The organism is bacterium (Candidatus Blackallbacteria) CG13_big_fil_rev_8_21_14_2_50_49_14 (assembly GCA_002783405.1).
In the GTDB taxonomy this organism is placed as follows: Bacteria; Cyanobacteriota; Sericytochromatia; order UBA7694; family UBA7694.
Genome location: PFGG01000014.1, coordinates 21,630 through 44,256 on the forward strand (window position 1 = coordinate 21,630; position 22,627 = coordinate 44,256).

Below are 22,627 nucleotides of genomic sequence, written 5' to 3' on the forward strand. Positions count from 1 at the left end.
ATGGGAGCAAACAGAGACAAAAACCTGTATTTGATCTTTCGCATTTATCGTAACACAGGTTGCGGGGGGGCTTCAGCAGGATAGCGGGAGATCTTGCTGTTTCCGTTTCTTTTGCAAGCGTGAGGGCTTGTTTTAACTATGCCAGCAGGAAACTCAGGTCTGCTCCTGGGGAGAACTCCTGAGAGGCTTGTCCGGCTTGAAAGAGGCGGGCGCCGGCCACGCCCAAAAGTGAAAGTTGTGTCCCTTCTCTGCGCAGCAGGGCTCCTTCACGCAGCCCAAGGACAGGAGATGTGTTCAGTTGATGAAATTCACGTATCCGGTCTTCGCGCGATTCACCCATATGGGTGGAGTCGGGCTGAGGATCGAGATAGTGAGGGTTGATTTGCAAGGGCAGCAGATTCAGGGTCTCAAAGGAGGGCGGCTGAATAATCGGCATATCGTTGGTGGTTTTGAGGGTCGGGCAGGCAATATTTGAACCGGCACTGCTGCCCATATAGGGCATACCGGCCAGAACTTTTTCACGCAGGGGGGCCATCAGTTCGCGGGTTTGCAGGCTATGTACCAAAAGGAAGGTATTGCCGCCGCCCGTAAAGACGCCTTCGGCCGCTAAGAGGGCCTGGTGGGGGTCTGAGACTTCGTTTAAACCCTGAATCTCAAAGCCAAAGGGCTCAAGAAAGGTGCGTACTTTGTCGGTATAGCTTGCATGATCGACCGAGGCGTAGGGGATAAACAGCAGTTTGCGGGTGCTTCCCCAGAAATCCTGTACTTCGTGTTTGCAGTAGGCCATATACGCCTGGCCATGAATCCGGCTGCTGCTGATCAGTAATAAACGGGGTGACATGACTTTCTCCTATTGACCGTGTCCATGTTTTTTGAGCCAGTCGCAGCTTTCCTGGTTTTTTAAGCTGCAAGCGGTTTGTAAAATGGCAATGCCTTCGGCGGCTCTTTCTTGGCCCTGCAAGAGCAAACCCAGACCGTAATAGGCTTTGCCCAATTCTTTCTGAAGGGCATTGTTAAAAATACTCATCTGATCGAAAATGGTCTGTACTTTTTCATAGGCTGCAATGGCCTCCCGAAAGCGTTTTTCAGCTTCGGCTTTTTGGCTTGGGGTTGCTGCCAGTTCGGCGGCCTGAACCCTGGCCAGCAGACCTTGATTATAAAAGAGCTGAACTCTTTGGTTGGGGGCCAATTCCTGCAGTTGTCCTTCCTGTTCCAGTTTCAGGTACCAGCTCTCTGCTTCGGCTGCCTGGGGGCTGAACTTGCCTTGATCCAGGGCCTGGCTGGCTTCAATTAGCAGAATATCTCCCAACATCAGACGGGCCTGAGGATCGCGGGGGCTGAAACTGAGCAATTGCCGCAGGGATTGTTCGGCCTCCGCAAATTGCCCCAATTCTTGCTGAGCCCGTGCTTGCTCAATCCAGGCGGTTTGGTTTTGTGGATCGCTTTGGGTCACGTTTTCAAAGAGTTTGAGGGCGATCGCCAGCCCGAGTTTGTCAATTTTCAATTCATCACGGGTGGCTTGGCGCCCCCAGACACGCCCCAGCATCAGGCGCAGATTATGGGCTTGCGGGGATTTCTCAAGGGCCTGATTGAGCAGGGTTTTGGCCTCTTCATAATCTTTGTTGGGATCCAGCGGAGGGGTGCTGAGCAGATCACTCAAGGTGATCAGCAGATCGGCCTGAGAAGGTTGTTTTGAAAGGGCTTTGCGCAATAAGTCAAGGGCATCAGCCCGCTTGCCTTTGTGGTAATAGGTAAAATCAGCAAGGGCCATGACGACTTTGGGGTTGTCGGGGGCCAAGGTTGCGGCCTGGTTGAGGGTTTTTTCTGATTCCTGGGCTTGCCCCAGAAAGAGATACTGAACTTCAGCCAATTGAAGCAGCACCTCGATTTGATTGGGTTTAAGTTCTTGCACTTTGTTGTAGAGAAAGAGCAATTCTTTGGCCCGACGTGCGAAACTTTCGGTTTGGGCCTGAAAGGAGGCACCGCTCAGACTGGGATCCTGTTTGGCCCAGTCACTGCGCAGATTTTCAAGCAGCAGTTCTGCTAAAAGTTGGTAATTATCCGCTTCTTTGGGGAAACGCACGATTCTCTCACGCAGTTCTGTTTCGTTGAGTGGGGCCGTCAGCGCAGGCAGGGGGGCCAGCAAGAGGCTTCCCAGCAAGAGGCCTTTGACGAAACGCTTGAAAAAATGAAATCGTGAGGACATGCGCGACTCCTTGAAATTCAGGCTGCTTACTATCTTACCATTGGCAGCCTGTTCAGCGGGGAATACCGCCCTCCTCTGCAATACGTTACAATGCAGGGAGTCAAGACAGGCATGCCTGCCGACGTTGTTTTTGCTTATTTCAGGAGGTTGAGGGCATTGAAAGTCGATTATAAAAATCAACGGGTGCTGGTAACCGGCGCCTCTTCCGGGATTGGGCGTGAAATGGCCCTGCAGTTGGCGCAAGCAGGAGTCAAATCGTTGATCCTGGTTGCCCGGCGTGCAGCATTGCTGGAAGAGCTTCAGCGTGAACTGCTGCTGAAACAACCGGCTCTTAAGGTCATGATTTACCCCTGTGATTTGTCTGAACAAACGGCAATCGACTCCCTCCTGTATTTTATTTCACGCGAAGTGGGAGCCGTGGATATTTTGATCAACAATGCGGGTTTTGGCGATTATGCCTTGTTTGAAAATACCTCCTGGGCCAAAACTGAAAAAATGCTGCGTCTGAATATTGAAGGCCTGACGTATTTAAGCCACAAACTGGTGGGGCCCATGATTGCCTTGGGCCGGGGCGCGATTCTGAATGTGAGTTCAGGTTTGGGCTTCTTTTTTATGCCCGGTATGAGTGTCTATGCTGCCACCAAACATTATGTCACGGCGTTCAGCGAAGCCCTGAGAATTGAACTCAAAGGCACGGGCGTTGTGGTTTCTCAACTCTGCCCTGGCCCTGTCGCGACGGAGTTTGCAGAGGTGGCTGGCACATATGAGCTTCAGGCCCAGGCCCCCAGTGGCGTAATCATTGGGGCTGAACAATGTGCCCGTGAGGCGTTGGCGGGTTTTGCACGTGGGCAGGCTTTGATTGTACCGGGCGAAGCCATGCGGGTGCTTACCTTTTTAGGACGGCTTGTACCCCGGCCGCTCTTGCGTCTGGCGCTGTCCAATACCCGTAGACGTCTGGCGCGTATTCACACTGAAAAGGCAGGTGCTCACGCATGATTCAGGAACGGCATCGCATTCCGCTCAATGATCAGATCGTACTTTTGTATAACCGCACGGAACCGGGAGCCGGTCTTGAGGCCTGCTATGCTTTCCCTGTGGGTTATGCCCAGGGAGAACCGGGGGTCTGGCATGCGCTTTTTCGGGTCTTGCAACAGCAATTGCCTGAGGGCTGGTATTCAGGATTGGAATCGACCCCTGATTGGACCTTTTTCAAGCTTCGGGCCATGCCGGAGGCGCGTGATGTGTTTTATAACCTGCTTCAGCTGATCAGCATGGCGGAAGTAAACCCCGAAGACTGGCAGAATGTCCGGCCTCTGCTTTTACAAGAAGCCCGTTTTGAACAGGCCAATGCCGAAAATCATTTTGAAAATATCTTTTTTCAATTGGCCTGGCCGCAAACAGGCTATGCCCGTCCTGAGATTGCTTCCGCTGAGGTCTTTGAGGGGCTGGCTGCTGAAGATTTACAGGCGGCAGCCGAGCAGCTTTTTACCTCAGGCAAAGTCTACCTGCGCTTGAGCGACAGTTTGCCCTTGCCACGTGTTTTGCAAGCCTTGGACGCACTTCTGGAACTGCCTGAATCTGCCGTGGAACCCCTAGAACCCTGGGCGCTTAACAGTACCGAAGCGGTTCAGGAACTCCTTGAGTATGCAGTGCCGGGGGGATGGGTCTGGCAGGGGTTTCGGGTGCCGGGGCTTTTAAGCGAGGGCTGGATGCACGGTTTGGTGCTGAAGCATTGGTTTGAACAGGTCAAATTGCTGGAGGGTCTGCCCGAGGGCGTTGATTTTCTGGAGTGTCGCTGGCAGCCCTGGATGCAGGGCAGTCTGCTCTACCTTGTTTACCATATTCCCCAGGCCGCAGAGCTTGAACAGGCCAAATTTCATGTCATGGAATGGCTTTTACAGGCCCGAGAAGGCTATCTGACCCCCCGCCGTCTGCGCAAGGCCATTCAGGCCTGTCACAGCGACTGGTTGCAATCGCTTCAGAGCGATTTCCAAGGCTCTTTGGCCCTGCGAATTGAAGAATTTCTGCATGGCAGCGCGCGTTTCAAAACCCGTTTACAGGCCGTGAGCCTCGAATCACTTCAGGGTTTCTGGCGCCAGTATTTGCAGGCCGACAATCTGATCACGCTTGAAATTATGCATGAATCAACACGCAAACAGCGCTCGCGCAGTTACCGTGAGCATTTCCCAAGTTTGGGCTATCGCCCTTCCCTGCCCAGCAAGAGTGCCAAACCTCTGGCCAAGCTGGCTACTGCACAAAAGGTCGATTTGGGCCAAGGCTGTTTTGCCCGGTTGGTGCCTTTGCCGCAAACCTCTTCCCTTTGTTTGGGGGCCTGGTTTGACAGGGGCAGTCGCCATGAGCGCATGTCGGGCGCGATTTCACTGCTCTTTTCGCTGCTGGCCCAGCGTTTTGAGCGCCTGCTTCAGCAGCAGGATTCCAGTGGAGCCTATCTTTCCGGTCATACCCTGCACTGGCATGTGGATCGGGATTTTTCAGGTTTTTACTGGTTGGCCCCGGCACATGAATACCGCCAGGCCCTCTTGCTGTTTCGACAGCTTTTAGAGCCTTTTACACCCGAACGGTCTGTTTTTGATCGGGCCAAACATCAGCTTCTGGCGACTACCCTGCACGATCAGTTTTCTTTGGCCCATGCTGCCAAAGAACGCTTTTTTCAGTCGGGCTTTGGCAATCACCCCTATGCCCGCTCGCCGCAGGGCGATTATTATGCGCTGCAGGCCTTGTCGCCTGAAGATATTCAGCAGGCCTGGCAGGATTTATTTGCAAGCTCAAGTTTTCAACCGCTTTTGGCGGGAGCGCTGCCCCAGGAACTGGCCGAAGGGCTTTTGCCTGAGCTTTTCTGTCGCTCGTTGAATCCTGAATTGGCAGAATTGCCTCCTGAGCGTTCGCTGCTTTTGCGTCGGGGTGAGATTCAGATGCAAACGTCAACGCCTTTGCCCCTGCGTTTAGAGGGCCGGATCTTTGCCGAACCCCTGCCCTTGGGAGAACAGGCACCGCTGGTGCTGCTGGCGAGTTGGCTGAATCAGAGCCTTGAGCGGCAGTATCCCGGCTTGGGGCGTTTTCAGATGGAGTGGCTGCAAAAGGCCTGGCTCTTTTATCTGCTCGTTCCCGATACCCCAGAAAGCTATCTCTGGCGGACCCAACTGAGTGAAACCCATTTGGAAGCCTTTGAAATTCTGCGTCAGAGTGCGGTTTTTGAGGTGCGCCGTCGCAAACAGGATCTGCATCAACTCTGGCCAGCTCTGGCCCGTTGGGAAGCTTTGGGCCTGGGGGCCACGAGTTTCTTGGATCTCGACCGTGAGCTTTTGATTCTCAGGCCCCATCAAGTTGAAGACAGTCTGCAACGTTGGTTTGGAGAACGCAATGAGTGGCTCCAAATTCGGGTCAAGGCTTAAGGAGTTGAAGATGCCTTTTTTGAAAATTTATCTTTCGGCCAGTATCAGCAACAGTTTAAACAATGCCCATCTGGCAGGGATTTTTGCGCCCTCTGAGTTTCATTTTCATTTGCCCCAGTTGATTGTGCCCGACCAGCTCAACCATACGGAGTTTCCGCTGCATGTCTACCAGCAATGCCTGGACATGATGGAAGACTCTCAGATTGGCCTGGTTTTACTCGATGCCTTTGGCCGTGATTGTGCTTGGGAAACGGGGTGGTATTCAGCCCGTGCAGATAAATGCCTGATTGGTTTTGTGCAATCGAGCAGTATTTTTCTGCGCGACTGGATGGTCAAAGGGGGCTTGGATGCGTTGGTGACCACCAATCCCCGTTTATATGAAGCGGCGCAAGAGAATCCAATTCTGGCGACCAAGCCGCTCAGGCTTTTGCAGCATGAATCCGAATTGCCCGCTGCGCTGCAAGCGCTTTACACTGACTGGCAACAGAAGCAGGCCTGAAATGTTTGAACACAGTGCAGCCTGGTATGATGCGCTTTATAGTTTTAAGGATTATCGGCGCGAAGCTGAGATCTTGCGTGCTGGGATTCAGCAGCGTCTGCCGCAGGCCCAAACCCTTCTGGACGTGGCCTGCGGTACGGCGGCACACCACCCTGCTCTGCTGGAAAGCTTTCAGGTCGATGGCCTGGATTTAAACCCTGTACTTTTAGAATTGGCAGCGCCCAAGAATCCTGAGGGGCATTTTTTTCAGGCCGACATGACCCGGTTTGAACTCAAGCAACGCTATGATGTGATCACCTGTCTGTTCAGCTCCATCGGCTACTTAGACAGCGTGCATGCTTTGGAGCAGGCTTGTTCGCACTTTGCCCAGCATTTGAAACGGCCTGGCCTGCTCGCGATTGAACCCTGGTTTACCCCTGAAACCTGGAAACCAGGAAAGGTGCATATGCTGACCCATGAGGGGCCAGATCTGAAAATCTGTCGCATGAACCGCTCCGAAACCCTGAACCATCAGTCGGTTTTGCATTTTCATTATCTGGTGGGAACCGAGCTGGAGGGGGTACGTTCTTTTGAGGAGATTCATACCCTCAGCCTTTTCAGCCGCCAAGAGTTCCAAACTGCGCTTGAAAAAGCGGGGTTTCAAGTAGACTATGACCCCGAAGGCCTGACCGGGCGGGGGCTTTACTGGGGTTTTTTGGCGTAAGGGAGTGTTGACCTGAATTTGCCCGTGACAAGGGCTGTGATTTGATTATGATGTCCACCCGTGGGGCGGGGGCCCAGAGTCTGAATGGCAGCATGAACCATTTCGGCAGTACCTGTTCCCATGTGGTGCATCACACCCCAGGAATACCTGTGATGGTGGTGGATTTAAACTCCCGAGCTGCAGTGGATTAAAGCGGGTTGATGTTTGAAGTGCTTTTCAGCCCCCATTCCGTTCTGACGGTGGCGAGTAATTCGTCTAGGCTTTCATAGAGGGGAATCTGAAACTGGGCGCAAACTACTTCAATATTGCCTTTGCGCCAGAAGGGATCGGGGCAGGCCACCCGCAGTTTGCCACTGCGGGCAAACAGGCCAAACTCCAGCAGGGTGATCGGGGCCTGGCTTTGGGGGGCAAAATACATTAAAATCAGATCCGCCTGTTCCAGGCCCTGCAATTCCCATTCGACTTGCCCGCGAAAAAGAGGGTGGCTCAGACGTTGCTCCCAAGAGGCATCCCAATTGTCACGGCGGGGATTGAGCAAAATGATCGGAGCCTGTGCAAAGCTTTTTTCCACTTGGCTTTGCCAGTCTTCAGCCAAGCCCATATCAATGCTTCCTGCCAGAAACAGTGTGGGTGTTTTGCTGGGAGCGGGAAGCGGGTGAGGAGGTTTAATGAGCGTTGCCATGCTCTGATTATACGCAAAATCAATTAAATGTACAATAGACATTTAATTGATTTCATTCAAAGATTTTGAGCGGGTTTAAAAGCTGACTTATTTAGGTGGCAAGGAATGCACAAATTGCAGACAGATTTCCACCCACTCGCTTAAAGTCTGATCCTCAGCAAACCCTTCAGGCAAAATATAAACCATCCCTTTCATTGGTTTGCCCGTAAAATCCATGGGCAGAACATGTGCTTTTTTCAGGCAGGCTTCGTATTGCTCGGGGCCAACCCGTGCCATCAGTTTCTCGCCGACAATTCCACAGCACATATGCTTGGAGACTAAGAAACAGAGGCCCCCAAACATCTTTTTTTCTTGGGTTTCGGGCAAATCTTGAAAAAGCGTGCGCAGTCTTTCTGCCAAGCCGGGATCAAAAGCCATAATTTTCTCCTTTGTGGCTATTGGGTGAAAACAATCAGAATACTGAAACTCATGTTTGGCCGGCTTTTAACCACAGATCGGGCGTTATTTCCAGGCTTTCTTCACCGCGTGTCAGCCAGATCTGCGCGTCTTGAAGCATGCACTGCAATTGCATGCTGCGCTCGGCCCATTTTGCCAGGGCCTGGCTGCTGGTAAAGGGAATATTCAGCACACTCAGATTTTTGAAGCGTTTCAGATCGGGGGCAATTTTTTTCCACCACAGATCGGCATTGCGCCCCCCATAGCTCACAACCTGAACCTGTTGCGCCCTGCCACAGGCTTTGCCCAAGCGTTTGGCATCGGGCAGACCCAAATCAATCCAGAGCTCAATTTCATCGCTTAGACTTTTGCGCCACAGTTCGGGTTCTTCAACCGTACTCAGCCCTCGGGTAAAACTCAGGCCTGGGGCAGCAAACAGCGCAAAGGCCAGCAAACGGACCATCATGCGTTCATCGGTCTCAGAGGGATGTCGGGCCAGGGTGAGGCTGTGGCTTTCGTAATAGTGGCGGTTGAGGTCGCTGATCTGTAGTTCGGCTTTGAAAATCGTTGCTTTAAGTGCCATGTGGGCCTGCTTTCTGAAAAGAAGAGTGTGTTTTTTCGTTTTGTTTAAGGGCCTCAAAGCCAGAGGTCAGATCAAAGAGTTCTTCATCAATACCTCGCTGACGCAAACGGTAAAAGTGGCCATTGAGGTCTTCGAGCAGTTCTTCAATATTTTTATCGGCCCGCTGCATGGCGGCCAGACGGCTGGCATTTTCACTGGCCAATGATTCTGCGCAGGCACGAAAAAGCGAAACAAAGAGATATTCCCGAATCAAGACCTGCAGGGTTGGCCTGTTGTGACCCAGCACTGTGGGTAAGTTTTTTGAGGGCCAGTGAATTTGGCTCAGATGGTGCATCCAGTTTTGATCGAGGGGGAGCAAGGCCTGACTGACGGGCTCATAAATTGAACCCGAGAGGGGGCGGTTATAAAACAGGTGAAATTCGCTGACTTCTCCCTGGCTTTGCCGGGATTCACTTTCGATTAAGATTTGTGTGATCAAGGGGGTGATTGCTTTGACGGAGTTGGGTACGGCAAAGCAGCCCATCAAAGCCTGTTTCGAATCCTGTAAACGGGTTTGGACCCGTTCGCCCACCGCCCAGATTTCTGCTTGGTCAGCATGCCCCCCCAAGGTCTTGAGAGCAAAGTCGACAATGATTTCATTAAAGGGGCCGACCAAACCTTGGTCAGATCCGAAAATCACAGCTCCGATTCGGATGTCTGAACGGGTACTGGGAGTGCTTTTGCCTTGGTAAAAGGCTTTGTCATTGCGAAAGCAAACGCTTAAACCCAGCTCAATATTCCGAACATAGTCGGCGAGAGCTTCCACCGCCTGTTCATATTGGCGGATACTGGAGGCGGCCAAAACCTTCATGGTGCGTACCACCGACTGAAGTTCCTGGGCACTGGCAATTTTATGGCGCAGGCTGACCGTGGTATTGCTCATGGGGTGTTGGGCTTTTCAGGTTGCCGTTGAAAGGCTTGCAGGGTTTGACGGGCGATTTCAAGCAGAAAGTCTTCTTCTGGCTTTCCCATTTTTTCGGGAGGTGGGAGTTGGGAGCAAATTTTGGGGGTGAAAGCCTGGTTGAGTGCTTCAAGGGCAGCAGCGATCTGATCCAGGGGAATGCGATCGAATTCTTTCTGGCTCAAGGCCAGAAGTACGGCAATTTGCACGGGTAGATTGACTGGGGCCAGTTCAGGCTGCTTCAGACAGGCCCGAATTCGACGTCCGTGCGCAATAATTTTTTGCGTTTCTTCGTCGAGACGGGCCCCAAAGCGGGCAAAACTTTCAAGTTCTTCAAACTGGGCATAGGCCAGTTTGAGATCACCCGCTGCAGCCCGATAGATTGGATATTGGGCTTTGCCCCCCACACGGGAGACTGATTTCCCGGCATCAATGGCGGGTAAAATGCCCAATTCAAATAGGGTTGGCGAGAGATAGATCTGGCCATCGGTAATCGAGATCAGATTGGTGGGGATATAGGCTGAAATATCCTGGGCTTCGGTTTCAATGATGGGCAGGGCGGTCAGTGAACCCCCACCCAATTCGGGTCTGAGACGGGTGGCGCGTTCGAGCAGACGGGAATGGAGATAGAAGATATCACCGGGAAAGGCTTCACGGCCAGGCGGACGGCGCATCAGCAGCGAAAGTTCGCGATAGGCGCGGGCATGGTGGGTTAGATCATCGTAGACAATCAGGGTGTCGTGGCCTGCTTCCATGAAGTATTCAGCAATGCTGGTCGCTGCATAGGGGGCGATATAGGCCAGACCTGGCGGGTCATTGCCTTCGGTAACGACTACCACGGTATAGTCTAGAGCGCCCTGCTCCTTTAAAGTGGCGATGACTTTGGCAACTGCTGAGGCCCGCTGACCGATCACGCAATAGATACAAATCACATCTTGATCGCGTTGATTGAGAATGGTATCGATCGCCAATGACGTTTTTCCGGTTTGTCGATCTCCCAGAATCAGCTCCCGCTGACCGCGTCCGATCGGGATCATGGCATCGATGACCTTGATACCTGTTTGCAGTGGTACCGTTACTGGAGCGCGATCCATGATATGTGGAGCGGGCCGTTCGATTGGCAGACGATGCTGAGGTCTGACAGGGCCTTTTTGATCGAGGGCTTGACCCAGGGGATTGATCACACGTCCCAGCAGTGCTTCGCCTACGCCAATATCCATGACCCGGCCCGTGCGTCTGACCTCGTCGCCAGCTTGGAGTTTCCAATATTCGCCCAGCAGCACCACCCCAACTTCCTCGGCGTCGATATTGAAAGCAATACCCAGCACATTGTCTGGAAAAACAACCAATTCATCGAAGCCCACACCCGGCAGGCCAGATACCTTTACAAAACCTGTGGCTACGCTGGTAATCGTGCCGGTTTCACGCAGGCTGAGTGAAGGGGTGAAGTTTTCCCTTGCTGCGCTGAGTTCCGTGAAGAGCGCCTCTACCTTTGCTTTCAGCTCTTCAGTGCTCATGGGGGACTCACATGGTTTTCTGATACATGCTCTGCTTGCTTGGCCTGAATACGTTCATGGGCACTGTTTTCGAGTTCTGTCAGATAATCTTCGATGCTCCAGGCAAGTTTATGCCCCTGGCGACTGAGTTCAAGGCCTCCGATCAGCGTCGGTGTGGGTTCGAAGACCAGAATGCTTTGGGCTCCTAATATATTTTTCAGGTGGTTTTCACATGCTTGACGCTGCTCTGCAGAGAGTGCTTGGGCCGTACGCAGGATCAAGGGGCTGGAAGATGAACTTTCACGCAAAACCTGGAGGGTATCAGCGGGTAAGTTCTCTAAACGTTGTAAGAAAACCGAGAGCATTTGCGCTTCAAAAGGGATATTCGCCAGATCTGCCAGAACCTGACGGCTGATTGCCAAAACTTCAGCTTGGGTGCGCTGGCGCAGGGCGTGGTTAAAGGCCTCCTGATCTTTGAGCAGGGCTTGCTGATGCTTCGCCTTGAGTTCATCGGCAGTTTGATGTGCTTCTGCGAGCAATTTTTCACGCAGGTTTTGCGCTTCTTTGCGGGCATCCTCCAAAAGTTTTTCACGTTGCTTGGCAAAGGCTGTATTTTGGTTCTGAAACAGGGATTTCTCCTGTTCTGCGGCGCTTTCTTTGGCTTGAGCTTCTGCCAGAATGCCTGCCACACGCGATTCTCGGGCTTCAATGGCATTGAGTACGGGCTGGTAAAGGAAACGTTTCATGAGCCAGACCAGGATCAGAAAATTGAGTCCTTGGGCGGCAACGGTAAACCAATCAAAAAGCACGGCTTATTTTCCTGCTCCGTGGGCGATGACATGGTTCCAAAAGGGGTTGGCGAAGATCAGAATCATCGAAACCACGAAGCAATAAATGGCTGTAGATTCAATCATGGCCAAACCTACAAACAGGGTGCGCGTAATCGTGGGCGAGGCATCGGGTTGCTGGGCCAGAGAGTTGAGAGCAGAGGAAATAGCCCAGCCCTCTGCCAAAGCGGGGCCAAAACAGCCCAGGCTGATCGTAATGCCAGAAATCACGATTGAGGCCATTGCAATAAGCGTTTGTTGATCCATAAAGAAGCTCCTTAGTGTTGGGTTTGAAAATCGCTTGGATTTGGTTCGGGCGGCAGATGGGGTTGACGGACTTTGACAGCTGCTGCGATATAAACACCTGCCAGAATGCTGAAAATATAGGCCTGTACCAGGCCTGTTAACAGACCCAAGGCGGTAATCAGAATCGGAAAAATAAAGGGGGTGATGGTGAGTAAAATGGCGATAATCATGCCGCCACTCATCATATTGCCAAATAAACGGATCGCCAGCGCCAAGGTGCGTGACAGCTCGCTGATAATATTAAAGGGCAACATGATAAAAGTGGGTTCTAAATAGGTTTTGAGATAGCCTTTCAAGCCTTGATCCAAAATCCCGAAAAATGGAACCGCCACAAAAACGCAGAGTGCGAGTGCTGCAGTGGTGGAGAGTGAACCTGTGGGGGGCTCAAAACCAGGAATCACTGTGCTCAGACTGGCGGCTGCAATCAGCAGAAAGAGCGTTCCCAAAAAACTGAGGTATTTTTGCGGAGAGCTGAGTCCGACTTCTTCGATTTGGCCCAGTATACCGGTGACGATGATTTCGAGCAGGTTTTGCCAACGGGAGCGCTCAAGACCTGTTGAGAGTTTGCGTGTAATCAGTATCGAGCCCAGGGTCAGGACTGCCATCAGCACCCAGGTGGAGACCAAGGTCGCATTGAGTTTAAAAAAACCAGACTGCCAGAAAATGATTTCATCAGGACTCAGGCGCATGCTGAACCTCCGCGCAATGTTTGGATTTGTCTGTGGCTTTGCTGAATTTCAGCACGAGCTGGCGGCCCAGAACAAAGCCCAGCAGACAGGCTAAAAAGCGTTCCCAGTGGTGATTCGCGATGGTGTAAAAACCCAACAGAACCAGACCTGTGCGTAGAAGCGAACTGCTTAGAAATAAACGGGCAGGTTGCTGGGTTTTGAGTCCTTTCTGAACGGTCCACCACAGGCCGCCAAAAAAAATCAGGCTGAGCAGTATGCCTGTTAAAAAAGCGGTCAGCAGCCAAAGCTCAAACATCGCGATGCTCCTCCTGAATGGCTTTGTCTTCTTGGGCGACCCAATGCCAGGCGTTCAGACACCCCAAGACCAGCCCCACGGCTAAAAGTGCCAAGGTCCAGGAATGGTGACCAGGATCCTGTTGATCAAGCCAAAGCCCCAGGGCTGCGCCCAGCAAAGTTGGCACCACAACCGACCAGCCAATCATCCCAATCATGCCCAAACCCAACCAGACTTCGGAATTGCTTTTTCGGCGTGCCTTGAGTTTGCGTTCGGCTTTGGCGCTGATCTGACGGCTGAGGCTGGACTGAGAAGGTTGTTTTTTTTCAGTCATGGTGAAACTTTGCCAGGTGACGGATTAAATTGCTTTCGATTTTCGCCATCACAGAGCGAATACTCTGCTCACGTGCATTCAGGTTGAGAAATTCGGTCTCGACAATTTGATACAATTCTTCGAGATTTCTGCCACCTGCAGCATTGCGCACAGAAATGACAACCTCAGGGCCTGTTTTTACGAGAATCCCCTCATCAATGGCCACGAAAACCTCACCTTCTGCTTGATTTTCATAGCTCAGAATGCCAGGCACAAGCGCGGCCACACAATCCAGGCGTTGGGGCAAAATACCAAAGGAGCCAGCCTGGGTTTCGGCCACGATGCGTGAGAGCTGTTGTTTTTCGGCAAAAACTTGAAAGGGCAGCAGAATTTTGAGATTCATAGGCGTTGACGCTTCTCTTTGGCTTCGTCAATTTTGCCGATCATATACAGGGTGCTTTCAGGGTATTCCTGGAATTCATCCTGCAGAATCCGTTCACAACCATCCAAGGCATCCTGGCGGCTGACCAGTCGGCCTTGCAGGCCGCTGAACTGCTCGGTGCTGAAAAAAGGTTGGGTCAAAAAACGCTCCAAACGTCGTGCACGGGCCACAATATTGCGATCTTCTGCTGAAAGCTGTTCAAGCCCCAGCATGGCAATAATATCTTTCAGTTCGGCATATTGTTCAAGCGTGCGCCGAATCTCCTGCGCCAGACGGTAATGGCGCTCTCCCACGATGGCGGGAGTCACCATTTTGGAGTTGGATTGCAGCGGATCAATGGCGGGATAGAGCCCTTCTCCAGCCTGTTTGCGTGAGAGCACGATCGAGGAAGAGAGGTGAGAGAAGGTGTGTACGGCAGCAGGATCCGTGAAATCGTCAGCCGGTACATAAACCGCTTGAATCGACGTGATGGCTCCCGTATGGGTATTGGCAATCCGTTCCTCTAAACGCGAAAGTTCTGTGCCCATGGTGGGTTGATAGCCCATGCGCGAAGGCATTTGTCCCATGAGGCCTGAAACTTCCATTCCAGCTTGAATAAAGCGAAAAATATTGTCAATCAGCAATAAAACATCACGGTGCTCATCATCACGAAAATACTCTGCCATGGTCAGGGCTGCATGGCCGATTCGAAAACGGCTGCCGGGAGGTTCGTTCATCTGGCCAAAGACCATCACCATATTCGAAAGTACCCCAGCGGCTTTCATTTCCCGGTAAAGTTCTTCGCCTTCACGGCAGCGTTCGCCAATGCCGCAGAAAATGCTGACTCCCTGATGGTTGCCGATCATATTGTGAATCATCTCTGTCAGCAAAACGGTTTTACCTACACCTGCCCCCCCAAAAAGACCGGTTTTTCCTCCGCGTTCCAAGGGAACAAGCACATCAATTACCTTGATACCGGTCTCAAAAATTTCAGAGTGGGTTGAGTAATTCGACAGCGGCGGTGGAGCCTGGTGTACCGAACGCCATTGAGGATTTAACAAAGGGGCTTCGCGATCAATGGTATTGCCAAAAACATCAAACATTCGCGAAAGTATTTCGGGTCCAATCGGAGCCTGGAGGGGCCTTCCGGTGTTCAATACCGGCATTCCGCGTGCAAGCCCTTGTGTCGGGGTGAGTGCGATTCCGCGAACATGCGAAGCATCGCTTTGGGCCTGTACTTCAATTTGAATCTGCCCGGCGTGGCCGGCCTGGAGTATGGAATATATTGCAGGCAAAGGACCCTCAAAGTGAATATCGACAACGCTACCTCGCACAGCAACAATATTGCCGGTTGAACGGAATGGTACGGGTTTGTCCATTTTTACTTTCTGAGAATCTCCTCTAAAGAGGGTATCTACAGTTTCTAGTGTATCAGGTATGCTAAAAAAGCGCGTATCGACAGATAGAAAGGGATTTCTTCAGGTGGCTGAAAACGGGCTTTTGGAACTGACGGCTTTAGAGGCTTTGAATCTTATCAGCACTTCTGACTGTATTGGCTGGGGGGTGGCCATGCTGAGTGCAGGCTATGATTCCCCTGCACTGCGTCGTTTGGCGGGCTGCTATAGCCATGAACACCTGGCTGATGTCTTGCCCTGGCTGGAAAAATCAAGGCAGGAGTTGAAGCTTGAACGGCCTGAACTGGGAGCCCTGTTTCGCCCCTATTCGATCTGGCTGGCCCAGCAGATTTTGGGGGGGCAACTTGCGCCTGTGCTGGGTTTGAAGCGTTTGGCGCAACTCAATTACCAGCTCAGAGACTGGGATCCGCTGCTGCGTTTTTTCTGTGAATTGGACGATGCTGCTGATTTTTTACCCCAGGCGCCTGAAGAAGCGGGGTATCTATTCAAGGAATTGGAGTCTCTTTCGCTGATCGAATGCATACTGGAAGAATGCCGGCTGTTTTTGGCTTATTCTGAATTTGAGGCTTTGCCTGAAAGCCTGTTCCGTGAGGTTTTTTGCCCCACCTGTCAAACCCAGGCCTTGCCTGTTTATCGCCCGATGCCTGAACCCCTGTCTGAAAAGCTGAAACGGCTCTGGCAGGGGGTGGGCCGCCCCCGAGAAGCGGTTTGTACACAATGTGGTGCACGTGAGCTCTTGCGTTTGGATAGCCAGGCTGGGCGGCGCTGGTGGCTTGAAAACAGCGGTTCTTTGTCTGAGACAGAGTGAAGGTCTTAAAAAGATGTTTTTCTATTCTCGCGATACAAATTGAAATTTTTATAAAAATTAGCCAGACTTTAAACCAAGCTTTAATTTAAACAGGCCAGATCCTGGCACTTTGCGGCGATATGAAAACTATCATTACCGCGTAGAGGAACCTTGTATGAAAAAGATTTTTGCTTTGGCTTTCACCGCTCTGAGTTTGACAGCCTGCTCTGCCACCCCCTCCCTTTTGCCTGTAGCCTCAGGTTTTCAACCCCCTGCCCTGCGTGCAGCAGCGGCCGCACCCCGTCAGAACCTGAATGAACTCTTGCCCCTGCTCAAACAGATTTTTAAGAATGAATTGGCCGATGGCCTGCAAGCGGGGCAACCCAGCCCCGATATCAACCAAATTCTTGAACAGAAAGGGCCTGAGGCCTTTAAACTGCTCGCTGTGGATGCCTCGGCCCGCAAAGCGCTCTATCCCTATGCCGATCAAATGGTGATCAATGAATTCAATAAGCCCTCTCCCAGTGACAATGTCCCCCCGCTGAGTGCCCAAGAATTGCAGGCGCTTTTGCCGCGTCTGCAATCGGGAGATGTGATCCTCTGTGGCAATGATCAGTCTTTTGTGCATGGCATTCTCTATCTCGGTCGCGGAGAAATCGTGCATTCCCTGGCGACTCAGCCTGATATGCATGACCGTTTCCGCGGTGTGGTCAAAGAGAGCCTGGCGACCTATATTGCCCGCAGCCCCCGCGATACCTTTGTGATTTTGCGTGCCAAGGGCCAAAGTGCCGCCAATTTTACACCCGCCCTGAATTTTGCCATCAAACAGGTGGGCAAACAGTATGACAGCCTCTTTCTCTACCAGACCGATGAGCGCTTTTACTGTACAGAACTGGTCTGGTCAGCGCTGCGCCAGATCGCCCGTCCCCCGCGTGTCATGCCCCATCTTGTGAAATATGGCTGGGAAATGGTGACGGTAGAAGATTTTATGGATTCACCTGACCTTGAAACGGTTTGGACCCGCAATTATACCCGTCCCCCTGTGGGCAGAATGCACCGCTATTAAACCCAGAAATTTGCGTCAAAGCCCTCTGCCTGTAAACTGAAAGCAGAGGGTTTTTTCAATGCAAAATTGGCAGACATACAGGGCTGAACTTTGTTCGCAACTGAAGCGGCAGGGGATTTCTGAGCCTGTTCTCAGGGTGTGTAGTCACTTACCCCGCCATCTCTTTGCTCCCGAATTAAACCTGGAACAGGCCTATGCTGATCGTGCCATGCCATTGGGGCATGGACAGACCATTTCTCAACCTTCCTTGGTGGCCCGCATGACAGAGTTGCTTGAATTGAGTGGGCAGGAAAGGGTTTTAGAAATAGGCACGGGTTCAGGATATCAAACGGCTTTTCTTGCGTATTTGGCCCGTGAGGTCTTTACCCTGGAACGTATTTCTGAGCTTTCCTATCAGGCGGCGAAACTTCTCCTGGAACAGGGCCTGCGCAATATTCATTTCAAAATCGGCGATGGTTATCTAGGCTGGGCAGAACAGGCCCCTTTTGACCGGATTTTACTGACGGCTGCTCCCCCCCAACTTCCTGAAGCCTTGCTCGGGCAACTGGCAGAGGGCGGTTTGCTTGTAGGGCCTGTTGGACCTCAGTATGAGGTTCAAAAGCTGCTGCGTGTGCGCCGCAGGGCTCAGAAATTGGAATATGAAAGCTGCGGCGATGTGGTTTTCGTGCCGATGCTCAAGGGGCTTTGAACCTAAGCGCTAAAATCATCCAAGGCGGCAGCCCGCAAATGGGCATGGTTTTTCTTTTCCTGAGCAGCGGCAAGGGCCATTTGCGTGAGCGGGTGGTCAAAACGTTTTAAGACCTGAGCGGCCTGGGTGCTGACATGTTCATCCGGATCATTCAGGCATTCGATCAAGGCCGGAACAGCTTCGTTGTCGCCAAGTTTGCCCAAGGCTTTGACGGCCAGATAACGAATATCTGCTTCTGTGTCGCGCAGGGCCTGGATTAAAGCCGACTTTGCTTCTGGGGCCCCAATTTCGCCCAAGGCCCGGGTCGCCAGAAAGCGCAGTTCTGCATCCGTTTCCTGTAAGGTTTGAATCAGAGAGGGGACGGCCTGGCGATCGCGCATTTCACCCAAGGCATTGATAATTTGGGCCCGGTGTACGAAATCGGGCTCCTGCAGTTTATTCAGCATGGCTGAAACAGCAGGGCCGTTGATCATGCCCAGGGCTTTGGCCACGTGGCTGCGCACTTCCTGTTCAGGAGCACTCAGGGTTTGCAGCAGTTCAGGAATGGCCTCTTGGGCACCCAATCTTCCCAAAGCCAAGGCCGCAGCAGAGCGCAATTCAGAAACAGGAGCCTGTAGTGCCTGTTTCAAAGCCGGAATGGCCTGAGGGCTGGCCAATTGGCCCAGGGCCTGTGCGGCTTCTGTGCTCAATTCAGGGAGGGGGGATTGAAGTTCAGCAAGCAGGCCATCCAAGGCCAGGGGATCTTTGAGAATACCCAGGGCATGAATGATTTGTTTTTTGACTTCAAGTACGCTTGAGGGCAGTTTTTCAATCAGGAGCGGCACGATCGGTGTATAACGGAGTTTCTCAAAGATCTCGATAATCCGTACGCAGACTTCAGCCGGTTGGTTTTCTAAGGCTTTTTCGAGTTCAGGCAAGGCTTTTTCGCCAATTTTAAGCAGGGCCTCCATGGCGGCCGCATGAATCCAGAAATGTGGGCTTTGCAGCGCTTTGAACAGAGTGGGAATGGCTTCCTGATCGAGTTTGACCAAGGCTTGAGCTGCGGCTGTGCGCACATGGGGTTCAGGATCTCCCAGGGCTTCACCCAAGAGGTGAAGGCTTTCGGTTGCCTTGAGTTCACCCAGGGCCGTAACGGCTTGGGCTCTTACCCATTCACTGTCACTTAAGGTTTCAACCAGGGCTGAGACCACGCTGGGTTGTCCTGAACGCCCCAATCCCTGAACAGCCCAGGAGCGCACCTCGGTATCGTCATCCTGGAGGGCTTCAATCAAGGCTGAAACTGCGACAGGAAAGTGGGATATTCTGCCCAGCGCCTTTACTGCTTCGCGGCGAACGGTGGTTTCTGGATCGTGAAGGGCCTCACACAGGGCAGGCAGAGCGGGTTCTCTTGCGATTTTTCCCAAAGCTTGTGCGGCTTTCAGGCGAACACCGGCTTCGGGTGAACTCAGGGCATTTTTTAAAGCGGGGATACTTTGTTCTTCTCCCATTTCGCCCAGTGCTTCAGCTGCTTTTTCACGAATTTCGGCATTGCGATCCATCAGGGCGCTGTGTAGGAAGGGAAGGGCAGCACTGCCCATTTTTGCCAAGAGATCGACAGCGTATTTGCGTTCGCCTGCAGAACCCTCCCTGAGTTGTTGTGCCAGGTACTCAAGATCTTCTACCATCTGCTATTCCCCCACGGATACACAATCATTTCGTAGTATTATCGCACAGGGACTTTCTAAAAAACTATTTTTGACTGGGATGATTTTTCAATTCGGTGCTGTAAAGGGTTTCAAACTGCAGGCGGGCAGAAACTCCGAAATGATCAGAGAGAAAATAGCCTTCAATCGGCTTGTTGTGCGTGACCTGGGCTTCAATCAAGCTGGTTTTATAGGTGTTCTGTTTGAGCACATGAATATAATCCAAACGGGTACCTTGCGTTTTGCCCTTTTTATAGAGATTGGAAGGGTCTGAGGTATAGCCGGGATCCTGTGGGTGAAGGGTGCGCCAGACATCGATCAAAGGCAAGCGGCGATTCAGATCCAGATATTCGGGATAATCGGGAATCATATTGAAATCACCGGTAATCACAGTGGGATAGGGAGAATTGTTTTGAGCAATAAATTCTTGAAGGACTTTATTGTCTTCATTGATACGAATTTTTTCAGCCACTGGCTTGTTTTCTGCCTGGTAGTGGGTGGTGTAAACGTCAATCGCGCCCAGACTGGGGTGGTCGATACGGGTAAAAAGCACGCCTTTGCGAGCCAAACAATCGGCGACGGTGCAGTTGCCAAATTGGCGGAAATCGTTGCGGATGATCGGATATTTAGACAGCACGTAGAGCCCGCTGCCCAATTTCAGCCCACTGTTGTTCCAGCGCAGATGATAGGGAAAACGTGTACTTTTGCGAAGTACTTCGATATCGTTTGAGAAGGTTTCCTGAAGCGTGACCACGTCATAGTCGTTCAGGGTCTGGCCCAAACGTTCAAAACGAGCTTTGCGGTCTTTGACCAGAATGCTGGGCAGGCCCCAAACATTGAGAGTTAAAATTTTGAGCTCGCCTTTGCTGTCTTTGAGCTGGGCGGGCACAGGTGTCATGGGGGTCGCTGCGCTGGGGGTTGGAGAAGGTTGGGCCAGAGCAGGATCTGCAGGAAGATTATAGGCGCTGTTGCCCGAGGCTACATCGGGAGGCAGACTGGCGTCATAATTATTGCTGGTATAGGTATTTTGGGGGGTTGTGTTATAAGCATTGGGATCGGTATAGCTGTTGGTGGCATAGGCATTGGGGTCGGTATAGCTTCCTGTGCTGGCAAAACCATAGCTGCTATCGGTGGGATAGGCACCACTGGTTTGAGCTGAACCATAGGGGTTGATTTGGGAGTTTAGGCCCTGTTGACCGTAAAAAGCACCAGCCACCATCGGGGACTGACCACAGGCGGTCAGTAAGCCCAGCAGGCCCAGCGCTAATAATTTTTTTATAATCACAGTTTTACCCAAATATAACCTTCTTTACGGATTATATGGGTTTTCGATCTAAAACTTGCCTCTTGAGGTCTAAAAAATTTAGAATATTTGGACAATAGACTATTTCTGGAAAAGTTTCTCCATGCTATTTGAACAACCCTTTGTGATCCCTGCTATCGCAATCTTTGTCTTGTCTCTTCCTTTGATCTTTGGGCTTGTTCAGCCCAATCGATACTTTGGCTTTCGCAATGCAAACACCCTGTCGAATCCTGAAATATGGTTTAAAGTCAACCGTATGACAGGTTTTGGTTTGAGCTTTGCGAGCTATTCCAGCCGAAACGTTTCCTGAAAAGGGAGTGTCTGCTGTTTCAGTGGATTAAGCTCCGAGTGTCAAAAAGTTAGAGTTGATAACCCGGTTTGCCCTCAAATTCGTAGAGATGTTCGGTTTTGATCCAATTCAGCCCAGAATTTAAAATTTTATCAAGCAAATGGATCACTTCTTGATGTTGGATCGGCCTGCGATTTTTGCTGAGAAAACGGCAACGCCAAAGATCCGTGTATTCAATTTCTGATTGTGGCTTGGGCCAGATTTGGGTTTCACGGTTGCTGAGCAAAACCAATTCAGAATGGGGTCTGGCCAGCGCTTCCAGTTTTTTGCGCAGCGTATCGGGCTCTTGTGAGGGCCCATTCAGAAAGATATCCACACCCACCAAATCCTTATGTAGCACAGGGCGTTGCATGGGCGGAGAGAGCGTGATCGGGCTGTGGTTTTGATAGCGAACAGCTTTGAGATGCATGGGTTCCTGGCCGAGTCGGTCGATAACTGCTTGTGCGAAACTGGCGGTTCCCACGCGGGATTTGCTGCCCGCATGCCAGATATCGTAAGTATGAATGCCTTCTTCAATGGTTTTGAGCCAGGCATTGTGCACCCATTCGGCGACATCTGCCTGTTCCAGATGGCGCAGCATCATCACTGCAGCCAGGATCATGCCCGAAGGATTGGCCTGATCGCGCCCTGCTTTTCCCGGTACTGAACCGTGAAAGGTTTCAAACATCGCACAGTCTTCACCCAAATTGGCAGAGCCTGCCAAACCAATTGAACCCGCCAATTGGGCAGTCATATCGGTGAGCAGATCGCCATAAAGATTGGGGGCCACAATGATATCAAACTGTTCAGGATTTTCTGCCAGACGGGCCACACCAATGTCTACGACCCAATGTTCATTTTCAAGATCGGGGTATTCGCGCGCGATTTTACGGAAAATCTGGTGAAACAGGCCATCGGTCATTTTCATAATATGGTCGCGGGTAAAACAGCTAACTTTTTGGCGAAAATGCGTGCGTGCGTATTCAAAGGCATAGCGGATAATTTTCTCACTGCCGGTATGGCTGATCAGGCGCGTACATTGGGTCACATCGGGGCTCAGCCGATGTTCCAGTCCGGCATAGAGATCTTCTTCATTTTCGCGGATAATCACGACATTCATAGCCGGGTGGCGGGTTTGAACATAGGGAAAATAAGATACGCAGGGGCGGATATTGGCGTATAGACCCAATTTCTTGCGAATAATCACGTTGGGGCTGCGAAAGCGACAATCCGGGGGGGTACTGACAGGTGCTTTCAAGAGCACGCGTGTGCGTCGGATCGAATCCCAGGCCTTGGGGGTGATACCTGATTTATAACCCGCAGCATAGGCTTGAGAGCCCATAATCACTGGCTGCACTTCAATCCGTGCGCCTGCTGCCTTGAGAATTTTCAGTGTGGCTTTGGTGATCTCAGGGCCGACGCCGTCCCCGTGGGCAACACTGATCAAACGCTTGGTCTCCATCGTTTTTCTTTCTTGCTTTGCTGCTTTCAGTATAGCGTATCGTTTGACACTCCCTTCCCTCAAGGAAAGGGATTCTCAAGCTACGCTTGTGGCAACCCACTACGTTAAC

25 protein-coding genes are annotated in these 22,627 nt (G+C 51.7%); 8 read left to right on the forward strand and 17 right to left on the reverse strand.

Annotation, left to right across the window (positions count from 1 at the left end):
* Positions 1-136: 136 nt before the first annotated feature.
* Positions 137-841: a dipeptidase PepE gene (locus COW20_03500; protein ID PIW50149.1), complete on the reverse strand. Its 705-nt coding sequence runs from the start codon at positions 839-841 to the stop codon at positions 137-139.
* Positions 842-850: 9 nt separating this feature from the next.
* Positions 851-2,206 (reverse strand): hypothetical protein, encoded by a 1,356-nt coding sequence (locus COW20_03505; GenBank protein ID PIW50150.1) that lies wholly within the window; start codon positions 2,204-2,206, stop codon positions 851-853.
* Positions 2,207-2,296: 90 nt separating this feature from the next.
* Between COW20_03505 and COW20_03510 the strand changes: the two genes are divergently transcribed.
* The 4 genes from COW20_03510 (at position 2,297) to COW20_03525 (ending at position 7,012) form a co-directional block, all read left to right on the forward strand.
* Complete coding sequence (locus tag COW20_03510) at positions 2,297-3,202, forward strand: short-chain dehydrogenase (GenBank protein ID PIW50151.1); 906 nt, start codon at positions 2,297-2,299, stop codon at positions 3,200-3,202.
* Entirely contained in the window at positions 3,199-5,619 is a 2,421-nt protein-coding gene (locus tag COW20_03515) for a hypothetical protein (GenBank protein ID PIW50152.1), read from the forward strand. Before COW20_03510 ends, COW20_03515 begins: the two co-directional genes overlap by 4 nt.
* 377 nt (positions 5,620-5,996) lie before the next feature.
* Positions 5,997-6,821: an SAM-dependent methyltransferase gene (locus COW20_03520; GenBank protein ID PIW50153.1), complete on the forward strand. Its 825-nt coding sequence runs from the start codon at positions 5,997-5,999 to the stop codon at positions 6,819-6,821.
* A gap of 47 nt (positions 6,822-6,868) precedes the next feature.
* Positions 6,869-7,012, forward strand: coding sequence for a hypothetical protein (locus COW20_03525; GenBank protein ID PIW50154.1), 144 nt, complete (start codon positions 6,869-6,871; stop codon positions 7,010-7,012).
* Here COW20_03525 and COW20_03530 read toward each other — a convergent pair.
* The 12 genes from COW20_03530 to COW20_03585 form a co-directional block, all read right to left on the reverse strand.
* Positions 7,009-7,503: a hypothetical protein gene (locus COW20_03530; protein ID PIW50173.1), complete on the reverse strand. Its 495-nt coding sequence runs from the start codon at positions 7,501-7,503 to the stop codon at positions 7,009-7,011. The two genes, COW20_03525 and COW20_03530, sit on opposite strands and share 4 nt — an antisense overlap.
* Positions 7,504-7,590: 87 nt before the next feature.
* Positions 7,591-7,920, reverse strand: a complete 330-nt coding sequence (locus COW20_03535; GenBank protein PIW50155.1) for an RNA methyltransferase — start codon at positions 7,918-7,920, stop codon at positions 7,591-7,593.
* A gap of 49 nt (positions 7,921-7,969) precedes the next feature.
* Entirely contained in the window at positions 7,970-8,521 is a 552-nt protein-coding gene (locus COW20_03540) for a hypothetical protein (GenBank protein PIW50156.1), read from the reverse strand.
* Positions 8,511-9,443: a F0F1 ATP synthase subunit gamma gene (locus tag COW20_03545; GenBank protein ID PIW50157.1), complete on the reverse strand. Its 933-nt coding sequence runs from the start codon at positions 9,441-9,443 to the stop codon at positions 8,511-8,513. Before COW20_03545 ends, COW20_03540 begins: the two co-directional genes overlap by 11 nt.
* Entirely contained in the window at positions 9,440-10,978 is a 1,539-nt protein-coding gene (locus tag COW20_03550; GenBank protein ID PIW50158.1) for a F0F1 ATP synthase subunit alpha, read from the reverse strand. Before COW20_03550 ends, COW20_03545 begins: the two co-directional genes overlap by 4 nt.
* A complete protein-coding gene (locus tag COW20_03555; protein PIW50159.1) occupies positions 10,975-11,766 on the reverse strand; it encodes a F0F1 ATP synthase subunit B in 792 nt (263 codons plus the stop codon). The genes COW20_03550 and COW20_03555 overlap by 4 nt, the downstream gene beginning before the upstream one ends.
* A gap of 3 nt (positions 11,767-11,769) precedes the next feature.
* The gene (atpE, locus tag COW20_03560) at positions 11,770-12,051 is read right to left on the reverse strand and encodes an ATP synthase F0 subunit C (GenBank protein ID PIW50160.1); all 282 of its coding nucleotides are present in this window, start codon (positions 12,049-12,051) and stop codon (positions 11,770-11,772) included.
* Positions 12,052-12,062: 11 nt separating this feature from the next.
* A complete protein-coding gene (locus tag COW20_03565) occupies positions 12,063-12,779 on the reverse strand; it encodes a F0F1 ATP synthase subunit A (protein ID PIW50161.1) in 717 nt (238 codons plus the stop codon).
* Positions 12,763-13,074 carry a hypothetical protein gene (locus COW20_03570; GenBank protein ID PIW50162.1) on the reverse strand — a complete coding sequence of 104 codons (312 nt, stop codon included), beginning with the start codon at positions 13,072-13,074 and terminating at the stop codon, positions 12,763-12,765. Before COW20_03570 ends, COW20_03565 begins: the two co-directional genes overlap by 17 nt.
* The gene (locus tag COW20_03575; protein PIW50163.1) at positions 13,067-13,387 is read right to left on the reverse strand and encodes a F0F1 ATP synthase subunit; all 321 of its coding nucleotides are present in this window, start codon (positions 13,385-13,387) and stop codon (positions 13,067-13,069) included. Before COW20_03575 ends, COW20_03570 begins: the two co-directional genes overlap by 8 nt.
* Positions 13,380-13,769 carry a F0F1 ATP synthase subunit epsilon gene (locus COW20_03580; GenBank protein PIW50164.1) on the reverse strand — a complete coding sequence of 130 codons (390 nt, stop codon included), beginning with the start codon at positions 13,767-13,769 and terminating at the stop codon, positions 13,380-13,382. The genes COW20_03575 and COW20_03580 overlap by 8 nt, the downstream gene beginning before the upstream one ends.
* On the reverse strand, positions 13,766-15,166 hold the full coding sequence (locus COW20_03585) for a F0F1 ATP synthase subunit beta (GenBank protein ID PIW50165.1): 1,401 nt from the start codon (positions 15,164-15,166) through the stop codon (positions 13,766-13,768). The genes COW20_03580 and COW20_03585 overlap by 4 nt, the downstream gene beginning before the upstream one ends.
* Before the next feature lie 103 nt (positions 15,167-15,269).
* On the opposite strand from COW20_03585, the gene COW20_03590 reads away from it, so the two are divergent.
* The 3 genes from COW20_03590 (at position 15,270) to pcm (ending at position 17,743) form a co-directional block, all read left to right on the forward strand.
* The gene (locus COW20_03590; protein ID PIW50166.1) at positions 15,270-16,010 is read left to right on the forward strand and encodes a hypothetical protein; all 741 of its coding nucleotides are present in this window, start codon (positions 15,270-15,272) and stop codon (positions 16,008-16,010) included.
* Between the two features lie 154 nt (positions 16,011-16,164).
* A complete protein-coding gene (locus COW20_03595) occupies positions 16,165-17,055 on the forward strand; it encodes a hypothetical protein (GenBank protein PIW50167.1) in 891 nt (296 codons plus the stop codon).
* 58 nt (positions 17,056-17,113) lie between these two features.
* The gene (pcm, locus tag COW20_03600) at positions 17,114-17,743 is read left to right on the forward strand and encodes a protein-L-isoaspartate O-methyltransferase (protein PIW50168.1); all 630 of its coding nucleotides are present in this window, start codon (positions 17,114-17,116) and stop codon (positions 17,741-17,743) included.
* Between the two features lie 2 nt (positions 17,744-17,745).
* Here the strand turns inward: pcm and COW20_03605 are convergent, their stop codons facing one another.
* Both COW20_03605 and COW20_03610 read right to left on the reverse strand, forming a co-directional pair.
* Positions 17,746-19,407, reverse strand: a complete 1,662-nt coding sequence (locus COW20_03605; protein PIW50169.1) for a hypothetical protein — start codon at positions 19,405-19,407, stop codon at positions 17,746-17,748.
* A gap of 64 nt (positions 19,408-19,471) precedes the next feature.
* Positions 19,472-20,722, reverse strand: a complete 1,251-nt coding sequence (locus COW20_03610) for a hypothetical protein (protein PIW50170.1) — start codon at positions 20,720-20,722, stop codon at positions 19,472-19,474.
* 109 nt (positions 20,723-20,831) lie between these two features.
* On the opposite strand from COW20_03610, the gene COW20_03615 reads away from it, so the two are divergent.
* Complete coding sequence (locus COW20_03615) at positions 20,832-21,038, forward strand: hypothetical protein (GenBank protein PIW50171.1); 207 nt, start codon at positions 20,832-20,834, stop codon at positions 21,036-21,038.
* A 49-nt stretch (positions 21,039-21,087) separates the two neighbouring features.
* Here COW20_03615 and icd read toward each other — a convergent pair whose 3' ends face one another.
* Entirely contained in the window at positions 21,088-22,518 is a 1,431-nt protein-coding gene (icd, locus tag COW20_03620) for an isocitrate dehydrogenase (protein ID PIW50172.1), read from the reverse strand.
* Between the last annotated feature and the right edge of the window lie 109 nt (positions 22,519-22,627).